The sequence below is a fragment of the Rhizobium sp. CCGE531 genome, from assembly GCF_003627795.1.
GTDB lineage: Bacteria > Pseudomonadota > Alphaproteobacteria > Rhizobiales > Rhizobiaceae > Rhizobium.
In genome coordinates, this window is the sequence record NZ_CP032685.1 from 1,437,793 (window position 1) to 1,460,465 (window position 22,673).

Here is a 22,673-nt window from a genome sequence, read left to right on the forward strand (position 1 = left end):
CAACTCCGGCCCCCGCCGTCCTGACGGCGAGGGGCTGGCCTCGCGCTTAGAACCGGCGGATAAAGAACCTTTCGATGCCTTTCACCCCTGCCACCAAACGGCGCCTCGTCACCGCTGCCCTTGTCGGTCCGGCAAGCATCTGGCTGTTCGTCTTCCTGGTGTTGCCCTTCATCGCCATCATCGTCTTTGCCTTTGGCGAACGCGCGCCGGAAGGCGGCTATCAGGCGGCCTTCACCTTGGCGCAATTCGCCAATCTCGGCTCTCGCTCGGCTGCCTTCATCAATACGCTGATCCTGGCCCCGATCGGCGCGGCTGCCTGCCTGCTCGTTGCCTATCCGGTCGCCTATTATCTCGCCGTCAAGGCCAGTCCGCAGCGCCGGCTGCTGCTCGTTTCGCTGGTTGTCGTTCCCTTCTGGACCAGCCTGCTGGTGCGCACCTATGCCTGGATGTATCTCCTCGGTGCGCGCGGAATCCCACATCTGCTCGAATTCTTCGGCATCGAGAATGTCAGGCTTATCAACACGCCCGGCGCGGTGCTGCTCGGCATCGTCTACGGTTATCTGCCGCTGATGATCATGCCGATCTACGTCAGCCTCGAAAAGCTCGATAGGCGGCTATTGGAAGCATCCGCCGATCTCGGCGCCAGGCCCGTCTCGACCTTCTTCGGCATCACGCTGCCGCTGTCGCTGCCTGGAGTCATGACTGGTGTGGCGCTGGTGACGATCCTCTTGCTCGGGGAATATCTGATCCCGCAGCTGCTCGGCGGCGGCAAGGTGTTCTTCATCGGCAATGCACTGGTCGACCTCTTCCTGCAATCGCGCAACTGGCCCTTCGGATCGGCGATTGCCGTGACGCTGGTCGCCGTCGTCGTCATCGTGCTCTTGGTCGCCATGCGCATCGCCTGGCGCGTTGCCGGCACCCGCCAGGTGGATCTCGTCTGATGCGCGCCCTCGTCACTTTCGTCTATCTGTTCCTCTATACGCCGATCGCGCTCGTCGTCCTGTTCTCCTTCAATGCGGGTCGCAATGCGAGCGAGTTCACCGGCTTCTCGACGCAATGGTATGGGCGAGCGCTGTCGAACACCTTCCTGATGGAAGCGCTGCAAAACAGCCTCATCATCGCCTTCACCAGTGCGGCGCTCGCCGCAATCTTTGGCACGATGGCGGCGATCGGGCTAGAGCGGCTCGGTCCACGCACCCGCGCCATCTTCGACGGGCTGTTTGCCGCGGCGATCGTCGTACCGGGCGTCGTCATCGGCATTGCGACGCTGGTGGCACTGGTCGAAGTCTTCGGCGTTATCAACCCATTGATCGCAGCCGTCTGGCCCGGCGACCAGCCGCCGAAATTCGCGCTCGGCTACGGCTCGATCATCGCGGCACACGGTCTGTTTACGATGGCACTCATAACGATGATCGTGAAAGCGCGCATCGCCGGTCTCGGGCGCGATATCGTCGAAGCATCCAGCGATCTCTATGCCACGCCGCTGACCACCTTCCGGCAAATCGTGCTGCCGCAGATCATGCCGTCGATCCTCGCCGGCTTCCTGCTCGCCTTCACCTTTTCCTTCGACGATTTCATCATCGCCTTCTTCGTGGCGGGATCGAACACGACGCTGCCGATCTATGTCTTCGCCTCGATCCGCCGCGGCGTCACGCCGGAGATCAACGCGATCGCGACCATGGTGCTGATCGCATCGCTCTGCCTCATCCTCATCGCGCGTTTCCTGATGCGCGAAAAGACAACGACAAACTGACCAGGGAAAAATCATGATACTCAAGGATCGGGTCGCAATCGTCACCGGAGCCGGCTCCGGCATCGGCCGCGCCGGCGCGCTGATCATGGCGTGCGAGGGCGCGCATGTGATCGTCGCCGATATCGACTTGGCAAATGCCGAGGAAACCGTGAGCCAGATTGCCCAAGCAGGCAACAGCGCGGAAAGTCTGGTTGTCGACGTCATGGACGATCAGGCGCTCGAGGCCGGTATCGCAGAGATCGCAGCCCGGCATGGCCGCATCGATATTCTGCACAATCACGCCGGCGCTCAGGTGGCGGGCAATCTGGAAGAGGTCGCGGTTTCCGGTTTCGATGCGTCTTGGAACCTGAATGTGCGAGCGCATTTCATGGCCTCGCGCTTCGTCATGCCGATCATGAAGAAGGCCGGCAAGGGCGTGATTCTCAACACCTCCTCATCGTCAGGCGTTCTCTATGATCGCGAGATGATCGCCTACACCACCTCCAAGCACGCGGTCATCGCCATGACCCGGCAGATGGCCGGCGACTACGCTCGCTTCGGCGTTCGCGTCAACGCGCTCTGCCCCGGTTGGGTCGACACACCCTTCAACGCGCCGTTCATTGCGCAGATGGGCGGACGCGGCGCCATCGAAGACTATATTGCCGAAAAGGTCCCGCTCGGACGCTGGGCCGATGTTTCGGAAATTGCCGAGCCGATCCTCTTTCTCGTTTCCGACCGATCCTCCTACATGACGGGACAGATCCTCGTCGTCGATGGCGGTGAAACGGTCGCCTAGGCTGGATTGGACCGATCGCCGACATTGTATTTGCCTCAGCCAACACACATCGTTTGCCTAAGCCGAGTGCGCGTCATTCTCACCAGGCGCTCGGCTCACGCACCATATGGATGATATTGGCGGGGCTGGTGATCCAGCCGCCCTTGAAGCCTTCCGGCAAGGGCTCTATGGCGTCACAGCGCACGACGCCTGCCTCGGCCAGGCGTTCCGCAGCCTGGTCGAAATGCTCGGTGAAAAGCTCTAGCCAGATTTCGGCTTGGCTCAATCCTGGCGCCTCGTCGAGCCAGAGCTTATTCGGCCCGAGTTCGAAGCCGACCGCTGGTGCCTTGTCGGTAATCGGCGTCAGGCCGACGACGTCGCGATAGAAGGCGAGCATGGCCTGATATTGATGCGGCGGCACCTTCATGGCGATGTCGATGCCGCCATAGATCGTGGTTGTCATGTCTTTTTCCTCCAGGTTTCATCAGCATTTGGCTGGCGGTGCACGAGAGATCGCCCGTCAACCTCGTTGAGGCGACAGCTAACGCGCGGATCGATGTCGCATTAGAGGCGGGTCAGGCACAGCGGTGGCCGGCACCTTTACCGTTTGCACCGGTTTGTCGACCTGCATACATCCCCAAATTTCCGCTTCATCAAGCCCATTCTCATTGCACTCCGCCAAAATAAGTTATAAAAATATAACATGTCAAGCGAGCCGGACGACGATCTAATCTTCAAAGCACTAGCGCATCCCCGACGACGGGCGATGCTGGATCGGCTCAAGCACGAAGCGCAAACCACCGGCATGCTTTGCGAGGCCTTCGCTGACATGGATCGCTGCACGGTAATGCAACATCTCAAAGTGCTGGAAAACGCTGACCTCATCATTACCCGCCGCGAAGGGCGCGAGCGTTGGAATCATCTCAACGCGCTACCGATCAGGCACATCCACGATCGATGGATCGGCAGCTATGCCGAGCATGCCGTGACGATCCTCGACAGGCTCAAGACGGATCTGGAGAATGGAGGGTAACTGCGAAACCTACCCGGCCGGAGACGGACATTTTGTCACCCAGCCGTCAGCTTCGCTTGGCCGGCAGGTGGTGCAGCAGCGACTGGCACGCCTGCATGATGTGATCGGTCAGGAACGCAGCCGCTTTTTCAACCTCACCCGTCTTGCAGATCGCCAGCAATTCGCGATGCTCGCGATCGGCCGTTTCCTTGCCGTGCGAGAGGGTGAGCTGTACCCGCAAGTAGCGTTCGAGCCGATCGTTGACGGAACGGATCGTGCTCACGAGATAAGGCCTCTGCGCGTCTTCATAAAGACAGCTGTGAAATTGCCAGTTCAGCTCCGACCAGCGCGCCACATCGGCTTCTCGCGCAAATGCGTCGCAATAGGCCTGCGCCTTCTCGAAGGTCTTCTCCGTCATGAAGGGAATGGACAGTCTCAGCGCATTCGATTCCAGAATGGCGCGGACCTCGAAGATCTGCGCGATCTCCGGCTCTGAAACGCTAGTGACGATCGCGCCCCTGTTGCGGTGAAATTCCACCAGCCCCTCGGCCTCGAGCCGCTTCAGCGCCTCGCGAACCGGGATCTTGCTGACATTGAAGAGACGCGCGACGTCGTCCTGACGGATCGGCTCCCCTTCGTCGAGAGAACCGTCGGCTATGGAATCCCGGATGAATTTCAGGATCACGTCGGATGTGCTCGGCGCCTTTCCCAGATTGGGTATTTCTTCGACGTTGAGAGGCATTCAGTCTTTGTTCCCCGGAAACGGCACAAATAATCGAAGGTCTTGGAGCCGCGATATCTTCTCAATATCTTGATCTCCTTTAGCGGCGCAAGGCGGCGATCTGTCTGCTGGCGGATGGCGTCACGCCTGCCGTAACGGAACTTGACGATTCCTCCAGATCGTATACGTTATACGAAACTATCTGGAGGAACTGAAAGCGAAATGCGTACATCGAAAGTCGTTCATGTCGTCAGCTGCCACGCTGAGGGAGAGGTCGGCGATGTGATCGTCGGCGGCGTCGCGCCGCCACCCGGAGCGACCGTCTGGGAACAATCGCGCTGGATCGCTGAGGACGAAAGCTTGAGGAATTTCGTTCTCAATGAACCGCGCGGCGGTGTGTTCCGCCACGTGAACCTGCTGGTTCCGCCGAAGGACCCGAAGGCTCAGATGGCCTGGATCATCATGGAGCCGGCCGATACCCCGCCCATGTCCGGATCGAACTCGATCTGCGTTTCCACGGTTCTGCTCGACACCGGCATCATCCCAATGCAGGAACCGATCACCCGCATGATGCTGGAGGCGCCTGGCGGCCTGATCGAAGTGAAAGCCGAATGCCGCAACGGCAAGGCCGAGCGCATCCATGTGCGCAATGTCCCGTCCTTTGCCGACAAGCTCGATGCAAAGCTCGAGGTCGAGGGCATCGGCACGATCACGGTGGACACCGCCTATGGCGGCGACAGTTTCGTGCTTGTGGATGCGGCTTCGATTGGCGTGAGCCTAAAGCCCGATCAGGCGCGCGACATAGCCCGCCTCGGCGTGAAAATCACCGAAGCCGCCAATGAACAGCTTGGTTTCCGCCATCCCGTCAACGACTGGAACCATATCTCCTTCTGCCAGATCACCGATCCGGTCCGGATGAAGGATGGCATCCTGTGGGGAAAGAACGCCGTCGCCATCCGCCCCGGCAAGATCGACCGCTCGCCGACCGGCACCGGATGCTCGGCTCGCATGGCCGTTCTCCATGCGAAGGGTCAGATGAAGGTCGGCGACCGCTTCGTCGGGACCTCGCTCATCGACACGGAATTCCATTGCAGCATCGACGGTGCGGTCGATCTTAACGGCAAATCCGCGATCAGCCCGATCATATCAGGCCGCGCCTGGATCATCGGCACGCATCAGCTGATGGTCGATCCGGATGACCCCTTTCCTGCCGGTTACCGGCTGTCGGATACCTGGCCGATGGAGCTCTGAACGAGGAAATACCACCACGGAAGGCATTCATCAGAATGCCTTCCGTGCAATCCCAAGGCCAGTGCTCCTCAGAGCCAGTTCGGCAGACCGGTAACAACACGCCCTGCGACCGCCGCCTCGACGCAATCGGCAAGGCTGCCGAAGCGCACGGCACGGCCGCTGAGGCCCGGCCCATAATGTGCGTACTTGCCTGAATTCGTCATCACGGCGCGTGTTCCGGGCGGAAAGACCGGCTCCGAAATCGAACACCAGCAAAGATCGGGCAGGACCTGCACGCCGCTATCGCGCAACCGCGCGAGCGTCCCGTCCGCCTCGGCAGCCGTGATGATATCGCGTCCCGCCGTGACGATCACCATCACTTCAGGCAGGCGCCGCCGCCCCGCGAATGCGTCGGCAAGCGCACGACATTCGGCAAGCGAGGCATGCGGGCTGCCGATGGCAACAAGCTCGGCCGCTTCCGGCCCCTTGTTGAGCATCTTCCAAGCGGCAGCCATATCGGCGCGCGTGATGGCGCGGCGATCGGCATTCGGATGCTCGGCATCGCTCGCCTCCGGCGTCACGCCCTCGACGTGCAGCATGGGCGCCGCTGAAGTCGTGCCGAAAGCGGCGCAGAGTGCCTTCATGTCATCGCGCGACGGATGTCCGGCGGCAAGACCGCGCAGCAAGGGAATGCGATCGGGAGAAGCCTTGCCGGCGAGATAGCCAATCAGCGGCCAGAACGCATCGTTACGACCTTCAGGCAGTTCGACATCGAGGATGCGTGTGGCCTTGCGATTTTCATCCAGATAGACGCCGGACAGCGGCGCGCGGCCCGTCAATGCAATGCAGAGATCGAGGAAATCGGGATGCTTGGCCGTGCGCGCGCCAAGCACGCTGTTGGCAAAAATGACGGCATTGGATTCGGCCCAGCCGATGGCCTCGCCCGCGCCCGGCGCGCTGTCGAGCAGATAGGGCGAGCAGGTGAAGGTCGGACGACAGCCCATGCGGACATAGGCGTCCGCCAATCGCGCGGCGGGATGGCCGAAATCTTCCGGCACGCCCTGCGACCGCCAGTTGGCGCGATCGACCGAGATGGCGTTCATCGTTGTGGGAACGCGCACTTGGCCACCGAGCTCGGCCATCTTTTCCGCGAAGGTCAGATTGGCGGGGCTTGCATAGATGCATCCATCGATATGGCCCTGCGTCACGTCGATCAGGGAGGCCGCACCCTGTTGTGCGGCCATGGCGGTCAGTATCCGCATGGCCTGGACAGCCGCGACGCCTTCGGCGCCCTCCAACATGGACCGGTCCGCTTCCGTCAACGAGAGCGAAGAGGTGGCAGGCGGAAGAAGAGGGATCGTCTCGCCGTCCGCCACGATGGCAGCGGCTTCGATCCGGATGGTCGCTGCCTCAGACAGGCGGGCAAAAGCATCCGGCTGAAGCCGCACGACCGGCAGCTGCCGGCCGAACATTTCGGCAGCGACAAGCGCCCCGAGCGTCAGCACATCCTCGGCCTCGCAAAAGACCAGCGCAGCCGGGGCACGGCCGGTGAGCGCCAGATCGAGCAGCACGCCGGAACCGGTGCAGGAGCCGCGGCTCGACGGCATCATCAACACCGCGCCGGTGAGACATTGGCCGTGCAGCGGATGATGGATATCGATGACCTTGCCGGAGGCGGGATCGACCCCGCCCCAGAAGCTGAGCGCTTCCTGGGTGGCGACAACACGGCCTTCTGCCGTGCCGGCCATAATGCTGCGAGCCGATGCCGTGTCGTTCATGTCACCATAATCCATATGCGAGTGGGTCATGGGCGCCGATGCGAAAGCCCGCATCGGGCTGCCTGTTTGCGTCAGAAGCGTTGCGGCGAGAATGGCGTGAGATCGATCGCCGGCGCCTGCCCCGTCAGAAGGTCGGCGACGAGACGCGCCGTGCCTGCCGACTGGGTCAGGCCGAGGTGGCCATGGCCGAAGGCATAGATCACATCCGGCGTGGCCCGGGCGCGGCCGATGGCGGGCAGGCTGTCGGGCAGCGACGGCCGGAACCCCATCCACTGCACGCCGCCCTCCGGTTTAAGACCGGTCAAGAAGGTACGGGCCTTCCGCAGCATGGCTTCGGACCGGCGAAAATTCGGCGGCAGCGCCAGCCCGCCCAGCTCCACCGCACCGCCGACACGGATACCGGTCGAGAGCTTGCTGACAACGAAGCCATGGCCGCCGAAGGTTATCTGCGTGCGCAGATCGAAGGCGTCTGCCGGAAGCGTCGTATTGTAGCCGCGTTCGGTTTCGAGCGGGATGCGCTCGCCAAGCGAGCTGGCAACTCGATGCGAGAAGGCGCCGGCCGCCAGAACAACCTTGCCGGCCTGGCGCAATTTTCCATCCGTCGCGACCGCCTCGACACCACTAGGGATCGCACGGAGAGCCGAAATCTCCGCACTCTCGATGACACCGCCCCGGCTGCGGAAATGCTCGGCCAATGCCAGGGTATAAAGCTTGGGATCGGCAATGGAATACCAGCCGGGCGTGAAGGTGCCGAGTACGAAGCGGGATGCCAGTCCTGGCTGGATCGCCGCCATCTCGTCGGCTTTCAGATGCTGGAATTCGATGCCGTGATTGCGACGCACGTCCCAACCGGGCAGGGAATCACGGAATTCCGCCTCGCTTTCATAGACCTGGAGATTGCCCTCCTTGCGCAGCATGAAGAGCGTATCGGTGGCTGCTAGGAAGGGTTCCAGCTCTGCCTTCGAAAGATCCATCAGGCTTGTCTGGGCCGCCGTGGAGTGGGCGACACGCGACGGCTGGCAGGCACGCCAGAACCGGAACATCCAGGGCGCGATCTGCAGCGCATAGGCGGGCGGCACCGACAGCGGCCCAAGCGGATCGAGAAGCCATTTCGGCGCCTTCTTCAAAATGCCGGGGGACGCAAGCGGCAGGATATCCGTGAAGGCGAAGGCGCCGGCATTCCCGGCGGAGGCGCCGGCGGCCGGTCCCTCGCGGTCGACGACCACCACGGCAAGGCCGCGCGACTGGGCCGCGATCGCGGCGGAAAGGCCGACGACACCGGCCCCGATGACGATAACATCCGGTCTCGCCATCAACGTACGCTCGAGAGAAATTTCTGCGTCTCGGGATGCTGCGGCGCGCTGAAAATCTGCTCCGGCTTGCCGATCTCGGTCATGACGCCTTGATGGAAATAGGCGACGCGATCCGAGACATCGCGGGCAAACGCCATTTCATGCGTCACGCAGATCATCGTCATTCCCTCCTCCGCCAGCATCTTCAGCGTATCCAGCACCTCGCCGACCAGCATGGGATCGAGCGCGGACGTCACCTCGTCAAACAACATATATTCCGGCGACATGGCAAGCGCCCTTGCAATCGCCATGCGCTGCTGCTGGCCGCCCGACATGCGCGTCGGATAGACCGAGAGCTTCTCGGCAAGGCCGACATGGGTCAGCTGCTTGACCGCCGTTTCCTCCGCCTGCTGCCGGCTGAGGCCGAGCACCTTGCGCGGCGCCAGCATGACGTTTTCGAGCACCGTCAGATGCGGGAAGGCATTCCACTGCTGGAAGACGATGCCGACCTTGCGGCGCAGCTTGTTGAGGTCGGTCGATTTCGCGTGCACCTCCGTGCCGTCGATGCGGATACGGCCGGAATCGATCGGCTCCAGACCGTTGATACAGGTCAGGAGCGTCGACTTGCCGGAACCGGAACCGCCGATGATGGTGACCACCTCGCCCTTGTTGACGGTGAGGTTGATCCCCTTCAGCACTTCGAGCGGGCCGAAGGACTTGCGGACATTTTCGATCTCAATCATTGGGGGACCACCGTTTTTCGAGATAACCGCCGAGGCGGGCGATCGGGAAGCTGATGATGAAGTAGATCACGCCGCAGATCGTCAGGATCAGCAGCGGCTCGTGCAGGCGGGTCACGAGGACCTGCGAGGCGCGCAAGAGCTCGATCAGCCCCAGCCACAGGACCAGCGCGGAATCCTTCATGACGCCGAGCGAAAGACCGATCCACGAAGGAAGTGCGACGCGCGTGGCGAGCGGCGCCACGATATAGCACATGTCCTGCCGCCAACTCATGCCGAGCGAGCGCGCGGCGCGGCGGGTATTGGGCGGAACGGCTGCGATGCCGCCGCGCACGATTTCGGTGCAATAGGCGGCCGTATAGAGCGACAGCACCACGCAGGACGTGGTGAACGGTGCCCAGCCGAGCTTCAATATGGCCTGAAGCGCATTGCCGAGAACCAGCTGGATGAGCAGCGGCACCGAACGAAACACGTCGAGCACGAAAGTCAGCGGCGCCGACCATATGGAACCGGCCTGAACGCGGATCACCCCGAAAACGACCCCGAGGATCGTGCCCGCCGCAACGGATGCACCCGTGACCAGAAGCGTCATCCAGGCGCCCTTGGCCAGGAAGAGGAGGTCATTCCAGGTGAGTGCAGTATCGAACATCTCTCACCTCTTTCAGTAGCGGAACATGCGCCAGGCGGCGAGCCGGGCGAGAAGCGTGACGAGCTTGGCGATCAGGTAGTAGATCACCGCTGCCAGCGCGAAGAATTCGAAGGTACGGAACGAACGCGCGTTCAGTTCCTGGGTGACGCCTGCAAGATCCGTGTTCATGCCGACGGTCACGCCGAGCGAGGTCATCAAGATCGCCCAGACCATCTGGTTGGTCACTGGCAGGAAGGCGATGCGCAGCATCTGCGGCAGAACGACCAGCCTGAAAGCCTGGAGCGAAGTCATGCCGAGGGACCGGCCGGCGCGCGTCTGCGTGTCCGGGATGGCCTTGAGCGCTCCACGAAAGTTCTCGGCGAGATATCCGGCATTGTTGAAGGCGATGCCGACCAGCAGCGCCGTAAAAGGACTGAGGTGAATGCCGAAATTGCCGAGCCCGAAATGAGCCATGTAGATCTGGAAAAGCGCCGGCGTATTGCGGGCGACCTCCACCCAGATCGAAGCGATACCGGTCAGCAGCCGACTGCCGGAAAGCCTGAAGAGCGTGAGCGCCAGGGCGCAGGCAAGGCCGATCGCCATCGACAGGATCGCGATCTGCAGGGTAACCACCGCGCCATCCAGCAGCTGCGGCAATACCTTGAAGGCCTGGTTCCAGTGGAAGGTGTAGCTGAACATGAACGTCCACCTTTCGGAAAGGTCGAACGGCGCGGCCATTCATGGCCACGCCGTCGTTGAAAGCGATCCGATTAGCGATAGACGCCGTTCACTGTCAGGGATGGCAGGGCGCCGCCGACCCATTTTTCATAGAGCTCGGCATAGCGGCCCGTGCGGACCTGCTGATTGATGAAGAGGTTGAGATAGTTGATGAGGCCGTATTCTTCACGGTTGGTGAAGAGGGAGACGTAGTCCGTCTGGAACGGCGCCTTGCCGACGACGGAGATGCCGGCGAACTTGCCGGACTTCACGGTCGCCTGGGCAACGGTCGAGGTGGAGACGGTCGCGTCGAGCTGGCCCTGGCTCAGCGCCAGGAAGACGTCGGCCTGCGTCTGATATGGACGGAACTCGCCGGTGCCCCAGGCCTTGACCTGCTTTTCGAGTGCGATCGCCTCGAATGTACCGGCGGTCGCGCCGACGATCTTGCCCTTCATATCCTCGAAGGACTTGATGCCCGACTTGTCGTTGGAGGTGACGGCCATTTCGAAAGCGAAATAGGGAACGGTCATGCTGACGGTCTTGGCGCGCTCAAGCGTATCGGACGTCGAGGCAACGCCGACATCGACGCGGCCGGACATCAGCGCCGGAATGCGCTCGGGGAACGGCGTTTCGACGATCTCGGCCGTGACGCCGAGCGCCTTGGCCAGATCGTTGCAATAGTCGACGTCGAAGCCGATCGGATTGTTGTTCTCGTCGCGCGATCCCATGGGCGGGAAGTCGAGCACGACGGCGCAACGCAGCGTTCCTGAAGAAATGATGTCGTCCAGCTTATCCGCCTTGGCCGGCGAGATGACGGAAGCGGCGGCTAGAAGGCCGAATGCGATGACCGTTTTTTTCATTAGAATCTCTTCTCCCAGTTTGGTCGGCCATTTGCGGGCCGCGGCCACTAAACGCCTTTTGTGTCTGCAAATCAAATCAAAAATACATATAGTATACAAAAAGAATTTAGACTTCGGTCAGCAGGTCGGATCACATGCATTCGACTTCGGGCATGCCGCGCAGCCTGATGCCTTCGCTCTATCGGCGACGGCGTAGCAACGAATGAAAAGCAGACGGGCCGGCATGCATTCCGGTAGCATTTGTTTTTATGTCGATTTTTTGTATTCTTTTTGTATTTATAATTTTCGCCTCTATGATGCCAGCGAGCGAGATATGGGAGAATTCAGATGAGCGACGTCACCACCCTGACGCCGGATGCGCTGCAAAGCCGCATCGTGGCAATCCTTTCGAAGGCAGGCTTCAATGCGCAGCAGGCCGGCGCGATCGCGCGGGTCATCGTCGCCGGTGAGCGCGACGCCTGCAAATCCCACGGCATCTACCGCATCGAAGGCGTGTTGCGCGCGGTCAAGGCCGGCAAGGCACGGCCGGATGTCGTGCCAGCGTTGGAACAGCACGATGGTTCCGCCATCGTCCGAGTGGACGCCAAGAGCGGCTTTTCCAATGCCGCCTTCGAGCTCGGCATGCCCGTGCTTGCCGAGCAGGCTCGCCGCTTCGGCATTGCCGCGCTCGCCATCAACGACTGCACGCACTTCGCCGCCCTGTGGCCGGAGGTGGAAGCCCTGACGGATCGGGGCCTCGCCGCCTTCGCCATGTGCCCGAGCTATTCCACGGTGGCGCCCGCCGGCGGTACCGCGCCGCTCCTCGGAACGAACCCCTTCGCCTTCGGCTGGCCGCGCATCGACAATCCGCCTTACGTCTTCGACTTCGCGACTTCGGTCGCCGCGCGCGGCGAGATCGAGTTGCATCGCCGGGCCGGCAAGCCTCTTCCTGAAGGCTGGGCCATAGACGCTGATGGCCAACCGACGACGGATCCGGAGGCTGCGCTGGCCGGCGCAATGCTGCCGTTTGGAGGCCACAAGGGTTCGGCGATCGGCACGATGATCGAACTTCTGGCCGGTGTCATGATCGGCGATTTCACCAGCCGCGAAGCGCTCGACTATCTCGGTTCGACGGCATTTGCTCCTCGGCACGGCGAACTCATCGTCGCCTTCTCGCCGGAGGCTTTCGCGGCCGGCCGGCCCGGAAATCCCCTTGCCCGCGCCGAAGTGCTGTTCGAAGCCATTCTCGGCCAAGGCGCGCGCCTGCCCTCGCAGCGCCGCTTCGCCGCCCGTGCCCGTGCGGAAAAGGACGGCATCCCGCTGACCGCAGAGGAAATCCGCCAGCTCGACCGGCTGCAGGAACTCGGCCTCGACGCCGTGACCTGAGCGACATCGAAATGTAAATGAAGACCAACCTAAGATAACAAAAAAGAGGCCCCGTTCGAGGCCTCTTTTTTGGGCTTAAGCTATCGCGACCGCTTAGGCCTTGTACTTTTCCACCGCGCCCGGAAGCTTGCTCCACTCGGCGTACCAGCTGTTGAACAGCTTGAACTGCACCTCGACATAGCCGCGCTGGCTTTCGTTCAAGACGTCGCTTTCGTTGAAATGGAGCTCATATTCCTTGTCGCCCTTCAGCACCATCATGTGCTTGAAGAAGAGAACCAGATCCGGACCTTCATCGAAGGACGACAGGACGGCGAGCGCCTGCTCAAGCTCCAGCGCGCGCTGGCGCGCATCGATGTCGCCGGTGGCAGCAGCCTGGGCGAGATTGCAGAGATGGATGACTTCCCTGGGCAGAACGTTGCCGATGCCGGTGATGGCGCCGGTCGCGCCGCAATTGACGAAGCCGTGGAAGACGGCCGTATCGACGCCGATCATCAGCGACACATCATCGTCGCGGCTAGTGATGTTTTCAGCGGCGTAACGCATGTCGGCCGGGCCGCCGAACTCCTTGAAGCCGACGAGATTGGCGTGTTCGGCGCGCAGTGCGAAGAATAGGTCGGCGCGCGTTGCAAAACCATAATAGGGGCTGTTGTAGATAACGGCCGGAAGATCGGGTGCTGCCGACAGGATCGCCTTGAAATGCGCCTTCTGCGCAGCGATCACCGAGCCGCGCGACAGCACACGGGGGATGACCATCAGCCCCTTGGCACCGACCTTCTGCGCATGGGCGGCGTGGGCGACAGCCGATGCCGTATTGACGGCGCCGGTACCGACGATGACGGGCACGCCCGCCTTGACCAGCCGCTCGACGCCCTCCATGCGCAGCGCATCCGTCAGGAGCGGCCAATCGCCCATCGAGCCGCAATAGACGACCGCCGACATGCCTTCGGCGATGAGCTGCTTGCCCTTGCGCACAAGCGCATCGAAATCGGGGCTGCGATCGAGCTTGCACGGGGTCATGAGCGCCGGGATCACGCCGGAGAAAATGCTTGATATCATCTGTCTATCCTTTTGGCCTAGGGGTGGATCGGCAACCAGCCCAGCCGCATCCGCCGCCGCGCCTCACCGTCTTTGCAGCATTGATATATCTTTGTATTTATTTTGTCGACAAGAAATATGCAAACTGGACCGGTTCAGCTTTTCACGGAATCTCTGAGCCGCTCCATCTCTTTGTTTCCACGTAATTCCGGACGGAAAACCGCTGCGCACTTTTCCTGGAATTGCTCTAAAGCCGCACATCGAGGCGGTCTCCGCGCACGAGCAATTTCTGGATCTGGGCAACGATCTGTTCCGCATGCTCGCGCGCCAGACGCTCGGCAAGCTCGATATCGCGCGCCGCGACGGCGTCAATGATTTCATCGTGCTCCTCGACGAAGCGGCGCGGCAGGCGGTCATTATAGGATTGATAGTAGAGGCGAAGAATGCGCCGGCCCTCGTTCAACAGACGCGAGAAAAGGCTGGTGAAATAGGGATTGCGGCCGGACTCGGCGATCGCAAGATGCAGCGCGGCGTTGGTGGAGATCATGGCGAGCGCATCCTGCGCCTCGACGGCATCGGCGAAATCCGCCTGGAGCGCGCGCACGGCCTCCAGATCCTCCGGCCGATGATACTTCGCCGCAAGTTGCGTCGTCACTCGATACATGAGCACCAGCGCATCGAAATAGTTATGCATGTTGAGGAAATCGATCTGCGACACCATGGTCGAGCGATTGGGCAGCGTATCGATCAGCCCCTCGCCTGCAAGCCGTACCAGGGCTTCGCGGATCGGCGTGCGCGACATGCCGAAACGTTCGGAAAGCTGCACCTCGTCGATGGGGCTGCCGGGCGGCAATTCCAGATCCAGAATCTCGTCGCGCAAGATATCGTAGACCACCTTCACGCCGGAGCCGCGCTTGCGCTCGTTTCGGAGGCTTGTTTCATTATCCATGGCTAGCTGACCTCTTCTTTCAGCGTGAGAAATAAAGGGGCATGCCAGGTAAATCAACGGCGCTTTGCCAGCCTGAAGTCAGGCCGGAGCTATCCTTTCCGTGGATCGGCGGGAGCGCCTTGCCCATTTCTTGCAAGCCGCCTGCGGACGATGGCCGCGTGGAAGCGCGCGCCATGGATCAGGCCGTCATCGTTGAAATCGTAATTCGCGACGGCAACTGGTACGAACCTCGCTATAACGGTCACGCCGTCGTCTATGTGGTAGTGGGAGCCCCACAATGAAGAAATGTTCGATGACAAAGCCGCCTATGGCTTGCTCCCATGCAAAGCCATAGGCACCAAGCGACGGGCAGAGACCGTCGAAGCGATTGTCGGAAAAAATTTCAGGATTTGCACAATCGCCTGCCCAGCCTCCTTTCGCTATTATTTGATGAAAGCAGGTATTTCGGACCCTGCGATATTCCGGCACCTCATCGCAGCAGAATTATTTGGCGCCTTTCTCCGATGTGGCGCAGAGTCCCGGTGAAACCCAGAGGACTGGAATGGAGAGCATTGAATCTTTCGAACGCTTCGGTTTGGCCATCGCCATCGGCGCAATCGTCGGCGTCGAGCGCCACTGGCGGGAGCGTGACGAAGACGCAGGCCAGCGGACGGCAGGGCTGCGCACCTTCACGCTTGCAGGCATGTTGGGTGGGCTCGCCGGATTTGTCGAGCAAACACTGTCCGCCCGCATGGCGCTGCAAGGTTTTGTCGTCACCGGCATGTTCGCGGTCTTCTCTATCGTCTTTGCCCTCTACCAGTATCGAGAGTCGGAAGCCGAGGGCAGCTACAGCGTCACCTCCGTCGTCACCGCTATGGCCACCTTTGTGTTGGGGACCTTGGCGGTGCTGGGCAGCCAGACGTTGGCCGCGGCCGGCGGCGTGACACTCGTGGCAATTCTTGCCAGCCGCGAGATATTGCATCAGTTCATGCGGATGCTGACTTGGAACGAGCTGCGATCTGCCATCGTCTTCCTCGCCATGGCCTTCGTCGTCCTGCCGATGCTTCCGACCACTCCGCTCGGTCCCTTCGGTGGCATCTCGCCATCCGGGACATGGATGCTGGTTGTTCTTCTCGCCGGCATCTCCTTCCTGGGATATGTGGCTGTCAAAGCGCTCGGACAGGTCCGGGGCGAGCTGGTGGCAGGGGCCGTCAACGGCCTTGTGTCGTCGACCGCCACAACCATCACCAATGCCCGGCTCAGCATGGAAGAACACTCTGCGGGATTGCTAGCAGCCGGCGCGCTCGCCGCCAACGCCACTTCCTGCTTCAAAGTGCTGCTCTATACCGCCCTCCTTGCAACGCCGATCGCCTGGCGCCTCGGCCCGGCACTTGCTGCAACAGCTCTGGTTATGGCCGGGTTTTCGCTGCTATTCGCTCGCAATGCTACCTCCGAACCCGCTGGCCACCATACGCGCAACCCTTTCGAACTCGCGGCTGTATTGAAAATGGCGTTGCTGCTTGTCACGGTGGCGTTCTTGGCGCGGGCGGGTGCGGCTTGGTTCGGCAAGGCTGGCCTGCTCGTCGTCTCGACCCTTTCCGGTCTCGCGGATGTCGATGCCATCACCGTTACTATAGCAGGCATGCTCGACAGCATCGGCGTCCAACTTGCCGCGGCAGCGCTGGGTGCGGCCGTGGTCGCCAATACAGTGGCTAAAATGGCATATGCCTTAGCCCTTGGCGGACGCGCCTATAGCGGGCGCTTTCTCTTGGCCAGTACCGCTGCGCTCGTCGTGGGTCTTCTTATGTTCAAGGCAGCCCCGCTGATGGAGTGGTTCGTGACGGAACAGCTGCGGCAATAACGATCAAATCGCCTCTTTGTCTTCTCGCAATTCCGGACGGAAAACCGCTGCGCACTTTTCCTGGAATTGATGGGCTTCGGCCCAGCCATGCCAGAGCCTGATCTCGCAATCGCTATCATCGCTTTGGGCGGAGCGCTCGATATATCCGGCACAAAGGCTTCGGTCGTAATCGGCCCTTGTTTCAGGACAGGGGCTGGCGGTCATTATTCCGCGCGACGGCAGCGCAGCATGGCCTTCATTTATCCGAAATTTGTGGCGCGCTCACCTTTCGGTCCGTCGATCGGAAAATATTCGCCGACACCGACTGTGAAAAGCCTCGAGGGCTCCACAGCAAAGATGGTCGAGAGGATCTCCTTGCCAGCGCCCCTTATCGCCTCCTGCCGGAGCAGTTCGACATCCACGACCGGCGCCGCCGCCCAGCCGCACAATGATCCCAGGTAGTCAAACATCGGAGCTGAGCAATAGCTTGAGATTATGGTTAATGCTTCATTTAATTGAAGTTATATCGCGCTTTGCTTCCGCCATTCCTGCATGGCGTCCCATGCAAGCGCCACCTATCCGATGAATAGCGCGCATGGATATTTCGCCGATAGCGCTGCTATGTGTATCGCGACGACGACCCGCCGCCAAGCCAGCCATTGTCGCTATCTCCAGATTTTTTGATATTGCCCCTGCGTAGCGACGGCGCCCGCAATGGAACCGGCTTATCCTGCGCGCGCGCGCATGACTTCATACGGGGCTTATCTTCGGACGCCCGATCTGCCTTAGCTGCAGAAGCCGCCAAAGGAGCCCCCTGCCCCACCGATTGGCGCATTGCTACTCCATGATAGATCCAGCCCGAATGACGACCACTGCCGGACATCCCCTCCGAGCTCAAGTCCATGGAAAGCATCGGCATGACTTCGAGCACGGATCGCCGACATCCCCAAAGGACGAGCCTCTGAAGCGAGAATGATGGCGGGAACAGCGCGATAGTCTGTGCATTGGCCGATGCGGTTTCCGAGAGATAGCCCACCCGTCAACGGAGTTGACCGAAGGCGTGCGTCGCATCAAAGTCGAGTGGCGACGAAGAAGAAGCCTCCGCATTCCTCTCGCGGGCCAGTCGCCATATAACGATAGGCGAGGACCGACGCGCGCCTCGCGAGCGGAGCTCGGTTCTCATGGATTGCCGATTTAAGAGAAAGGTGCGCCGCGTACCCGGGTACATCCCACGGCTCGACGCAGGCTATCCTCCCAATCATAAAAATCCCGTTAACCAAAACTTGCTGTGAGAGACGCCACCTCATATATGGTCGACAGCTTGGCATGAGGCGAGAAGACGCAGGCGGATTTCTTTGCGGTCTCGTCAAAATCGCTTCACAATCAATCCGTAATGGATTTGCACGCAGAGGAACGATTTCATGGAAGAACCCTGGACGACCGATCGCGAGCCGATCATTGCGACCGAGCTCGATGTCAAGAAGGCGGCGGCGATCAATGCGCTCTTGCTTCGCCCTATCGCCATTCTGCCCATCAAAGCCGGAGAGCTGATCCGTCCTTTCGCGCTCGGTCTCTGGAATGAAATCCGCCCTCTACTGAAGCCCGACGTGCCGGTCATGTCGCTTCGCCGCGCCACCAGCGCATTTCTTCATTCCAAGCGATATTACCATGCCTGCGCGCAGCCGGACTCAATGCGGCACGATCTGGCCGGCAATCCGGTTGAGCCGCTTTCGACCGAAGACAGGCTTGCGGCACAGCAGCGCCTGATCGCGCTCCGCCAGACGCAGACCAAGACCAGCTCTCATCGCGACGAACCAAATCCGCCGCCGCCCGTATTGAGCAAGGCAGAGCTAATTCGGGCATCCCTTCTCGGCGTCAGCAAGCGCCCGGATCGCGTCGCGCGTTGATGCGCCTACCGGCGCATCGCACCCCGGAAACCACTATTGCCTTCTTGCGAATGATTACAGCGATCTGCTCGCTTTGAATGCCGCAGACCGGCATGCGGACGAGCGGCGTAGTCCGCGGACTACCGATCTTTCGGAGCCGCGCCCCTCTCCCAACCACGATTTCCATCGTATCGCGACTGGCCTAGCGGCATGAGTAGTCCACGGACTACTCGTCTTTCGCGCGGTTGCGCGTAACTCCGCTCCTAGTGACAAAAGCTCACCCAGCGAGAGTGTAGCTCAAGCAGCAAGACCTCGGCACTCCAACAGAACCACCTCCGTGGATACCTAAAAAACAGCTAAAAACTGCCTTTTGTTTAAGCATTTGTAAAACGGCCACGAATCGGAGCATATTATAACTGCGTAGTTCAGCAGCATTCTGTCACAATTGCGCAGTTAACTGGGAAAACAACTATGCAGCCGAGTCTCGTGCTCCAAGACGATCAAGAGCATCTTCCAACGCTTCTGGCGACAGATGCGCAAGAGCTGTCTTACCAGCTCCAGCAACATCAGGCAAAGCTCTTTCCGCCTCAGTCACAGAAAACGATGCGGATGTTTTCGCCGGCTGAAGCCGCCGCATTTATCGGCATCGGAGAAGGCTATCTCCGCCAGATCGCAGCCGAAGGCCATGGGCCGGACCCGCTCGCCAACGGGCGGCGGCTTTACACGGCCGAGGATATGGATCGAATTCGCAAGGTTCTCGACGAACGAAACGGAACGCCGAAATATGTGCCTTGGCGCCGAGGGGCTGAAAAGCTGCAGATCATCTCGGTGATGAATTTCAAGGGAGGTTCCGGCAAGACCACCACCGCAGCCCACCTCGCGCAATATCTGGCGTTGAGGGGCTACCGCGTACTTGCCATCGATCTCGATCCACAAGCATCTCTATCCGCATTGTTCGGGCACCAGCCCGAGATCGACGTCGGTGAAAACGAAACGCTTTACGGCGCCATCCGCTATGAGGGCCCTCGCCCGATCACCGATATCGTCCGTTCGACCTATACGCCGAACCTGCATCTGATCCCCGGAAATCTCGAGCTCATGGAATTCGAGCACGAGACGCCGCGCGCAATGGCGGCGGGCAAGGCCGAGACGATGTTCTTTGCCCGCATCGGCGAGGTCCTGACCGGGATCGAGAGTTACTACGATGTGGTGGTCATCGATTGCCCGCCGCAACTTGGCTTTCTGACGATGTCGGCGCTCTGCGCCGCGACATCGATCCTCATCACGGTGCATCCGCAGATGCTCGACGTTATGTCCATGTCGCAGTTTCTGACGATGACCAGCGAACTCATGTCCGTTGTCGAAAGGGCAGGGGGACGCACCAGTTATGACTGGATGCGTTACCTCGTCACGCGCTTCGAGCCCAATGACGGACCGCAAAGCCAGATGACCGGTTTCATGAAGGCGATCTTCGGCAACCGCATGCTCCACAACGCGATGGTCAAGTCGACAGCTGTCGCCGATGCCGGCGTCACCAAGCAGACCCTCTACGAGGTAGAGCGTGCCCAATTCACCAGGGGCACCTACGACCGCGCTCTGGATTCGCTCAATCTCGTCAACGGCGAGATCGAGACGCATATCCGCCTAACCTGGGGAAGGAAATAAATAGATGGCGCGCAAAAACCTCCTTGAAATCTCAGCGCCGAATACAAGCCGTTCGGAGACGCCGGTTGCAAAAGACCATCGTCCGATCGCCGGTTTCCTGCCGCAGGCAAGAGGCTCCGGGCCGGTGGGCGGTATCACCAGGACGCTCGGAAATATCACGGAGAAGATAGAGCGGGCCAGCGATCTCGAACGGCAGTTGGCGGAAGGCCAGACGGTCGTCGATATTGATCCCGAGCTTGTCGACGGGTCGTTCGTTACCGATCGCCTCGAAATAGATCCGGTCGAGCTTGGTCAGCTCGTCGAGCAGATACGCGAACATGGCCAGCAAGTGCCGATCCTGGTGCGCCCGCATCCGGATGCCCGCGGGCGCTTTCAGGTCGCCTACGGCCATCGTCGACTGGCGGCGACAAAAGAGCTCGGCATCAAGGTGCGCGCCGTCGTGCGCCAGCTCACCGACGACCAGCTGGTGGTCAGCCAGGGCCAGGAGAACAATGCCCGCACGAACCTATCCTATATCGAGCGTGCGCTGTTCGCGTTGCGCCTCGAGCAGCGCGATTTCGGTCGCGATGTCATCATGGCGGCACTCGGCGTGGACAAGGCTGCTCTCTCGAAAATGCTCATCGTCACCAGACAAGTGCCTCTCGCTCTCATCAGCGCGATCGGCCCCGCCCCCGAGATCGGCCGCAGGCGCTGGCTGGAGCTGGGAGAACGTCTCGAGAGCGTCGCCTCGGAACCGATCATCACGGAGTTGTCCGCGGACAACTATCGTCAACTGTCCAGTGACGAACGTTTCCAGCAGGCAATGGTTCTTGCAATCGGCAAACCTGCATCCGCCAAGGCAGCCGCTACGCCCTCTTCGATAGCCGGTGTTCCGGTGACGTTTAAGCGAACGCCGGCGCGCGCGACCTTTGTTTTCGATAGCAAGGCCGCGCCCGGTTTCGATCAGTTCGTGCAGGAGAGACTGCAATCTCTCTTCAACGAGTTTCAGGAAGAAAAGGAAACGTAACCCGCAAAAGAAAAAGGCCCCCAAACGACGCCGTCGTGGAAGCCCTTCTCTGATCTTAAGCAAATCGAGAATCGCATTTCCCCGAATCACAGTCAAGAGTCTTTGGCATCGTTTTGGTGAGCAGATTTCTTTTGCCACAACGTAGGTGAAGGAAAATGGAAGCCGAACATGTAACGACGCCCTTTGGGCGGCGGCCGATGACGCTTGCCATGTTGATAGCTCAAAGAAGAGCCGAACATGGGAAGTCCGTCAGGTCCGTCGACAAATGGAAAATCTATCGTGCGCTCTGCGAAGCCAAGCCCCTGTTGGGCGTGACGGACCGGGCGCTCGCCGTACTGAATGCGCTCTTGAGCTTCTATCCGAAGAACGAACTCTCGGATGACGCCAACCTGATCGTATTTCCCTCGAACGCACAATTGTCCCTGCGCGCGCATGGCATGGCGGAGCAAACGATCCGCCGCCACCTTGCCGCATTGATCTCGGCTGGTCTTCTTGTTCGCAGGGATAGCCCCAACGGCAAGCGTTATGCCCGGCGGAGCAGGGCAGGGGATCTCAATGTGGCCTATGGCTTCTCCTTGGCGCCTCTTCTTTCCCGCGCCGAGGAGATCGAGCATATCGCGGCGGGGGTTGTTGCCGAACGATTGCACATACAGGGTCTGCGGGAACGCATCAGTCTCCACCGGCGCGATATCGCCAAGCTCATCGAAACTGCGATCGCCGAGGACATAGAAGGCCCATGGGAAGCCGTCCATTCGGGCTTTCGCGGGCTTATCGATGACCTTCCGCGTTCGCCCAATGCAACACAGCTGGAAACGCTGCTGGAGAAGCTCGGCCGTCTGCGCGACGAAATCGTCAACCGATTGGAAAGACATGTGAAACTTACGAAACTAAGCGCCAATCCCTATCAAAATGAGCGGCACATACAGAATTCAGACTCCGAATCCCAAATTGAATCTGAAGCCGCGTCCATGGAAAGCGCCTCCCCACGAGGCTTGGCTCCGAGGACAACTCCGGCCCTCGTCAACGTCCCCGTAGCCTCCGAAACTCGGAAGTCAGTCTTCTGCACGCCCGATGATAGTCACTCGGAGACCAGCACAGAGATACGAACGGAAATGAAGTCCTTCCCGCTAGACCTCGTCTTGCGAGCATGTCCTGACATTGCCGCCTATGGTCCAATCGGACAGATCAGGAGCTGGCGCGATCTGCTCACCGCTTCGCTCATCGTCAAATCGACGCTCGATATCGGTCCGGGAGCCTATGGTGAGGCCTGCGCGGCCATGGGCGCGGAAAATACGGCGACCGTCATTGCCTGCATCCTCCAACGTGGCTCCCACATCAACTCAGCCGGTGCCTATCTTCGTGATCTGACGCGGCGAGCGGAGAAAGGCGAGTTTGCCATCGGACCGATGCTCATGAGCCTTCTACGGGCGAATATGGCGCCAACCACACGGAAGGTCGCTTAG

22 protein-coding genes are annotated in these 22,673 nt (G+C 60.6%); 12 read left to right on the forward strand and 10 right to left on the reverse strand.

The features are described 5' to 3' along the window. The first annotated feature begins 74 nt into the window (after nt 1-74). Genes CCGE531_RS26170 through CCGE531_RS26180 form a run of 3 tightly spaced genes read left to right on the forward strand, consistent with a single transcriptional unit; the run spans nt 75 to nt 2,528 of the window. On the forward strand, nt 75-941 hold the full coding sequence (locus CCGE531_RS26170) for an ABC transporter permease (RefSeq protein ID WP_120669160.1): 867 nt from the start codon (nt 75-77) through the stop codon (nt 939-941). After that, entirely contained in the window at nt 941-1,753 is an 813-nt protein-coding gene (locus CCGE531_RS26175; RefSeq protein WP_120669162.1) for an ABC transporter permease, read from the forward strand. Before CCGE531_RS26170 ends, CCGE531_RS26175 begins: the two co-directional genes overlap by 1 nt. A gap of 13 nt (nt 1,754-1,766) precedes the next feature. Continuing rightward, nucleotides 1,767-2,528, forward strand: coding sequence for an SDR family oxidoreductase (locus CCGE531_RS26180; protein ID WP_120669164.1), 762 nt, complete (start codon nt 1,767-1,769; stop codon nt 2,526-2,528). Nucleotides 2,529-2,607: 79 nt separating this feature from the next. Here CCGE531_RS26180 and CCGE531_RS26185 read toward each other — a convergent pair whose 3' ends face one another. Beyond that, nucleotides 2,608-2,970, reverse strand: coding sequence for a hypothetical protein (locus tag CCGE531_RS26185; RefSeq protein ID WP_120669166.1), 363 nt, complete (start codon nt 2,968-2,970; stop codon nt 2,608-2,610). A gap of 240 nt (nt 2,971-3,210) precedes the next feature. Here CCGE531_RS26185 and CCGE531_RS26190 point away from each other — a divergent pair, with 240 nt between their 5' ends. Then, nucleotides 3,211-3,540, forward strand: coding sequence for a metalloregulator ArsR/SmtB family transcription factor (locus CCGE531_RS26190; protein WP_120669168.1), 330 nt, complete (start codon nt 3,211-3,213; stop codon nt 3,538-3,540). A 46-nt stretch (nt 3,541-3,586) separates the two neighbouring features. On the opposite strand, the gene CCGE531_RS26195 is transcribed toward CCGE531_RS26190, so the two are convergent. Beyond that, nucleotides 3,587-4,261 (reverse strand): GntR family transcriptional regulator, encoded by a 675-nt coding sequence (locus tag CCGE531_RS26195; protein WP_120669170.1) that lies wholly within the window; start codon nt 4,259-4,261, stop codon nt 3,587-3,589. Nucleotides 4,262-4,462: 201 nt separating this feature from the next. On the opposite strand from CCGE531_RS26195, the gene CCGE531_RS26200 reads away from it, so the two are divergent. Then, the gene (locus tag CCGE531_RS26200; RefSeq protein ID WP_120669172.1) at nt 4,463-5,491 is read left to right on the forward strand and encodes a proline racemase family protein; all 1,029 of its coding nucleotides are present in this window, start codon (nt 4,463-4,465) and stop codon (nt 5,489-5,491) included. Nucleotides 5,492-5,559: 68 nt separating this feature from the next. Here the strand turns inward: CCGE531_RS26200 and CCGE531_RS26205 are convergent, their stop codons facing one another. From CCGE531_RS26205 to CCGE531_RS26230, 6 genes are all read right to left on the reverse strand, one after another. Then, entirely contained in the window at nt 5,560-7,248 is a 1,689-nt protein-coding gene (locus tag CCGE531_RS26205) for an aconitase X (protein ID WP_120669461.1), read from the reverse strand. A 71-nt stretch (nt 7,249-7,319) separates the two neighbouring features. Beyond that, complete coding sequence (locus CCGE531_RS26210) at nt 7,320-8,561, reverse strand: FAD-dependent oxidoreductase (RefSeq protein WP_120669174.1); 1,242 nt, start codon at nt 8,559-8,561, stop codon at nt 7,320-7,322. After that, on the reverse strand, nt 8,561-9,283 hold the full coding sequence (locus CCGE531_RS26215; RefSeq protein ID WP_120669176.1) for an amino acid ABC transporter ATP-binding protein: 723 nt from the start codon (nt 9,281-9,283) through the stop codon (nt 8,561-8,563). Before CCGE531_RS26215 ends, CCGE531_RS26210 begins: the two co-directional genes overlap by 1 nt. Continuing rightward, the gene (locus CCGE531_RS26220; protein WP_120669178.1) at nt 9,276-9,929 is read right to left on the reverse strand and encodes an amino acid ABC transporter permease; all 654 of its coding nucleotides are present in this window, start codon (nt 9,927-9,929) and stop codon (nt 9,276-9,278) included. Before CCGE531_RS26220 ends, CCGE531_RS26215 begins: the two co-directional genes overlap by 8 nt. A gap of 12 nt (nt 9,930-9,941) precedes the next feature. Then, nucleotides 9,942-10,607, reverse strand: coding sequence for an amino acid ABC transporter permease (locus tag CCGE531_RS26225; RefSeq protein WP_120669463.1), 666 nt, complete (start codon nt 10,605-10,607; stop codon nt 9,942-9,944). A 71-nt stretch (nt 10,608-10,678) separates the two neighbouring features. Further along, the gene (locus tag CCGE531_RS26230; RefSeq protein WP_120669180.1) at nt 10,679-11,485 is read right to left on the reverse strand and encodes a transporter substrate-binding domain-containing protein; all 807 of its coding nucleotides are present in this window, start codon (nt 11,483-11,485) and stop codon (nt 10,679-10,681) included. 327 nt (nt 11,486-11,812) lie between these two features. Here CCGE531_RS26230 and CCGE531_RS26235 point away from each other — a divergent pair, with 327 nt between their 5' ends. Further along, entirely contained in the window at nt 11,813-12,850 is a 1,038-nt protein-coding gene (locus CCGE531_RS26235; RefSeq protein ID WP_120669182.1) for an Ldh family oxidoreductase, read from the forward strand. A gap of 93 nt (nt 12,851-12,943) precedes the next feature. On the opposite strand, the gene CCGE531_RS26240 is transcribed toward CCGE531_RS26235, so the two are convergent. Further along, on the reverse strand, nt 12,944-13,906 hold the full coding sequence (locus CCGE531_RS26240; RefSeq protein WP_120669184.1) for a dihydrodipicolinate synthase family protein: 963 nt from the start codon (nt 13,904-13,906) through the stop codon (nt 12,944-12,946). A gap of 226 nt (nt 13,907-14,132) precedes the next feature. After that, entirely contained in the window at nt 14,133-14,834 is a 702-nt protein-coding gene (locus tag CCGE531_RS26245) for a GntR family transcriptional regulator (protein ID WP_120669186.1), read from the reverse strand. 119 nt (nt 14,835-14,953) lie between these two features. Between CCGE531_RS26245 and CCGE531_RS34420 the strand changes: the two genes are divergently transcribed. The 6 genes from CCGE531_RS34420 (at nt 14,954) to repC (ending at nt 22,673) form a co-directional block, all read left to right on the forward strand. Beyond that, the gene (locus CCGE531_RS34420) at nt 14,954-15,115 is read left to right on the forward strand and encodes a hypothetical protein (RefSeq protein ID WP_162944014.1); all 162 of its coding nucleotides are present in this window, start codon (nt 14,954-14,956) and stop codon (nt 15,113-15,115) included. Nucleotides 15,116-15,375: 260 nt separating this feature from the next. Continuing rightward, on the forward strand, nt 15,376-16,674 hold the full coding sequence (locus tag CCGE531_RS26260; protein ID WP_120669191.1) for a DUF4010 domain-containing protein: 1,299 nt from the start codon (nt 15,376-15,378) through the stop codon (nt 16,672-16,674). Between the two features lie 1,400 nt (nt 16,675-18,074). Further along, nucleotides 18,075-18,560: a ProQ/FINO family protein gene (locus CCGE531_RS26275; RefSeq protein ID WP_120669197.1), complete on the forward strand. Its 486-nt coding sequence runs from the start codon at nt 18,075-18,077 to the stop codon at nt 18,558-18,560. A gap of 450 nt (nt 18,561-19,010) precedes the next feature. Beyond that, nucleotides 19,011-20,204 carry a plasmid partitioning protein RepA gene (repA, locus tag CCGE531_RS26280; RefSeq protein WP_120669199.1) on the forward strand — a complete coding sequence of 398 codons (1,194 nt, stop codon included), beginning with the start codon at nt 19,011-19,013 and terminating at the stop codon, nt 20,202-20,204. 4 nt (nt 20,205-20,208) lie between these two features. Then, complete coding sequence (gene repB, locus CCGE531_RS26285; protein ID WP_120669200.1) at nt 20,209-21,210, forward strand: plasmid partitioning protein RepB; 1,002 nt, start codon at nt 20,209-20,211, stop codon at nt 21,208-21,210. 155 nt (nt 21,211-21,365) lie between these two features. Then, nucleotides 21,366-22,673 (forward strand): plasmid replication protein RepC, encoded by a 1,308-nt coding sequence (gene repC, locus CCGE531_RS26290; RefSeq protein ID WP_120669202.1) that lies wholly within the window; start codon nt 21,366-21,368, stop codon nt 22,671-22,673.